At 69.1% G+C, this 2,945-nt stretch carries 3 protein-coding genes; all 3 read right to left on the minus strand.

The annotated features are described in order from the left end of the window. Positions 1–331: hypothetical protein (locus ACT4N7_RS07800; RefSeq protein ID WP_444827929.1), on the minus strand; the 331-nt coding region annotated here is incomplete at its 3' end. Continuing rightward, positions 328–1,581 (minus strand): ATP-grasp domain-containing protein, encoded by a 1,254-nt coding sequence (locus ACT4N7_RS07805; RefSeq protein ID WP_444827930.1) that lies wholly within the window; start codon positions 1,579–1,581, stop codon positions 328–330. The genes ACT4N7_RS07800 and ACT4N7_RS07805, both read right to left, overlap by 4 nt. A 214-nt stretch (positions 1,582–1,795) precedes the next feature. Beyond that, positions 1,796–2,945 (minus strand): M6 family metalloprotease domain-containing protein (locus ACT4N7_RS07810; protein WP_444827931.1); only part of this gene is annotated, 1,150 nt, incomplete at its 5' end.

Consider the following 2,945-nt stretch of genomic DNA (forward strand, 5'->3'; position numbering starts at 1 on the left):
GGAAGGGGAGTATGTCGTCTCGGGTGGGTCCTGGGCAGTTCCACTCGGCGCGCAGGTCGGCGCCGACGAGCAGGTCGTCCTCTTTGAGGGCCACGATTCGGGACGGGGCGCCGTGTTTGGCCGCGAGGCGTTGGACGGCCCGGCGGACAGCGGGCAGGTCGTCGGTGGCGGCCACGGTCACGATATCCGTTGCGGAGTGCGGAACTCCGTCGATGCCGACCTTGGTGGTGACGTAGGTGACGGTGTGCAGGCCGTGATCGATGTAGCGTTCGTACTCGGCGTAGCGCGCCCGCCAGCGGTGGATGACCACGACGTGCCGGGAGCCGGTCACCGCGTCGGCTCGACGTCGTAGAACCCCGGCCCGTCAAGGTAGTTGATCGAGGCCATGTCGTGCGCGATCACCTCGGCGCGGGGGTGCACCAGCCCGATGATCAGCGGCTCGGTCCCGTTGTCGACCGTCTTCGGCAGGTAATCGCCCGGCTTGTAGTGCATGCGCACATCGTGGAAGCTCGCCAGTTCGCGCACCTGGTCGAGCAGTGGGTACGAGCGGAGCACCCCCTCGACCGGCGAGGTGGGGAACACCATCGCCACGTGCTGGGTGAGCCGGAACGGCCGCTGGTACTGCGCCAGAAACCGTTCGGGATTCAGGTAAGCGTCGACGGACCAGGTGATCTGCGACTCGCCCGCTGCCAGCGCGGCGTAGTAGGGGACATCCGCGCCCGCGATTCGGAATCCGCCTTCCACCAGCCGCGGCCCGTCCGGGGTGAGCATGATCTCCAGGTGCGCCGGGCCGAACCGGACGCCCAGCGCGTCGAGGACGGCGCCCGCGTACTCGCCGAGCACGGTCCTGACCTCGGCGTCGGCCGGGATGGTGAAGTGCCCACACATCCGGTCGACGACGCCGTTCACCCCGATCTTGTTGTACTGCCACAGATCGGTCACCCGGTGCCTGCCCTGGCAGCTCACCGTGTCCACGGCGTACTCGACGCCGAACAGGTACTCCTGGGCCACCACGCCCTCGTTGCGGATGCCGAAGGTGTTCAGGCTGCCGGTCAGCGCGCGGTACGCGGCGGCCGACTCCGCGGGGGTGTCGCAGAAGGTCACCCCGTCGTTGCCCATGCTGCGGATCGGCTTGACCACCGCGCGGCCGCCGACCGAGCGGTGCCAGGCCGCCAGTTCGTCCGCGTCGGACACCAGCAACTGCCGCGCGGCGGGCACCCCCGCGGCGCGGCACGCCTCCGCCTGGGCGAACTTGTTGCGGCGGGCCTCGCTCTGCGTGGTGCCGTTGGTGGCCAGCCCGAGTGCCTCGCTGAGCTGGTCGGCCAGTTCGATGCCGAGCTCGCCGCCGGTGAAGACCGCCACCGGCTCGTGCTTGGCCACCGCCTCAAGGGTTTTGTCAAACTGTCCATAGTGGACGATGTTGTCGGCGAACCCGTCAGCGTCGAAGGGTCGGTAGGCGGGCGGGATCTCCGCGGTGCTCTGCACGCGCACGACGTCGTACCCGGCGTCGGCGAACCCCCGCATCAGCCGCATCGTCGGCGCGTAGACGTCGACCATCGCAACGGACTTGCGCACCTGCATTCTCAAGTCCTCTCAGTGACCCAGAACCGCCGCGAGACGGCCGACCGGCTCCGTCGTGAGGTGCCCGACGGCGCCGCTGGCCCCAGGTTTTCACTGTCCGGCACCCCCGACCACTCCGGTCATGCTGTCTTCGGCGCGGCAACGGGATTCGGCGAGGTGGCCGCCTGTCCACTTCGGACGTGCGGATCGCGAGCAGGTGCGCTTTCCGTTCCGCTCAGCCGACGGTGACGTCGATCGTCATGTGGTCGGCGCCAGGGGTGCCCGCGACCCGGATCGTCACCCCGGACCACTTGCCGTCCGGCAGGTTGAGCGCGGGAGTCGTGGTCTCACCGACGGTTCTGTTGTCCCCGAAGGGATACAGGTCGTCCGCGTCGCCCCGGTTGCCCTGGCCGAAGACCTTGGCCAGGTCTCGCCTGCCGTCGGCCTGGAGCAGTTCGATGGCGAGCAGCTCCTCGTCGTTCACGTTCTCGATCGCCTCGTCCACGACGTAGACCGCGACGCCCTCGTCGGGCAGGAACGCGTCCTGGGCCCGCTTGCGCCGGTACTCGACGATGACGTACTGCGACTCGGACATCGTGTGCGGGTTCTGGATGAACACGATGTCGCCGCCCTCCGCGGCGGGCATCAGCACGATGCCGGGGGTGGTCCGGGTGACCCGCCGCGGGCTGAGCCAGCCGTGGAACATGCGCAGCATGCCGTTGGGGAACGTCGGTGTCAGACCGTTGTCGCCCCACGACCCGGACGCCATCAGGCAGTAGTTGCCCAGGCCGTTGGACTTCGTCGCCGCCACCTTGGTCGTGTCGTAGTAGTCGGCCCAGCGGGCGGCGAGGTGGCCCCACTCGTGGGCGCAGACGCCGATCGCGCAGTCCTCCGGCACGGTCAGGAAGGTGCGCGCCAGCAGGTTCGGGGCGACCTCGATGCCGTTGGGCGGGATGCCCCACTTGAGGCTCCACAGGTCGTCGCGCGAGAGCGTCTCCTCGGCACCGCGCCCGGCGTGCACGATGAACAGGGCGGTGACCATCCGCTCGCCGAGCACGTCGTACGGGGTGAAGTCGACGCCTTCGGCGAGCGCCGCGAGCACCGCGTCACGGGCCATTCCCTGGGAGTTGCGCGGAAAGTTCTCGTTGACGCCCGCGTTGCCGTCGGCGTAGAACGACATCGGTCGCGGCATCCGAAACCAGCCGTGCACCTCGCCCCGCACGTCGATGCCGTGGCCGGTCTGCTGATCGAACGCGCTCACCCTGCGGTAGTAGTCGCGCATGCTGCCGCTGGGGAAAGTGTTGGTGCTGAACAACATGGCGTCGAAGTAGCCGGGACCGTGGTTCGGGTCGTGGGGGGGGGTGGGGGGGAGCCACGGGGGCAAC

It is taken from the genome of Actinokineospora sp. (genome assembly GCF_052390155.1).
Taxonomy (GTDB): Bacteria; Actinomycetota; Actinomycetes; order Mycobacteriales; family Pseudonocardiaceae; genus Actinokineospora.

Coding starts and splice junctions, on each gene's coding strand:
- ACT4N7_RS07805 (WP_444827930.1), bottom strand. CDS start 1,581: ATGCAGGTGCGCAAGTCCGTTGCGATGGTCGACGTCTACGCGCCGACG.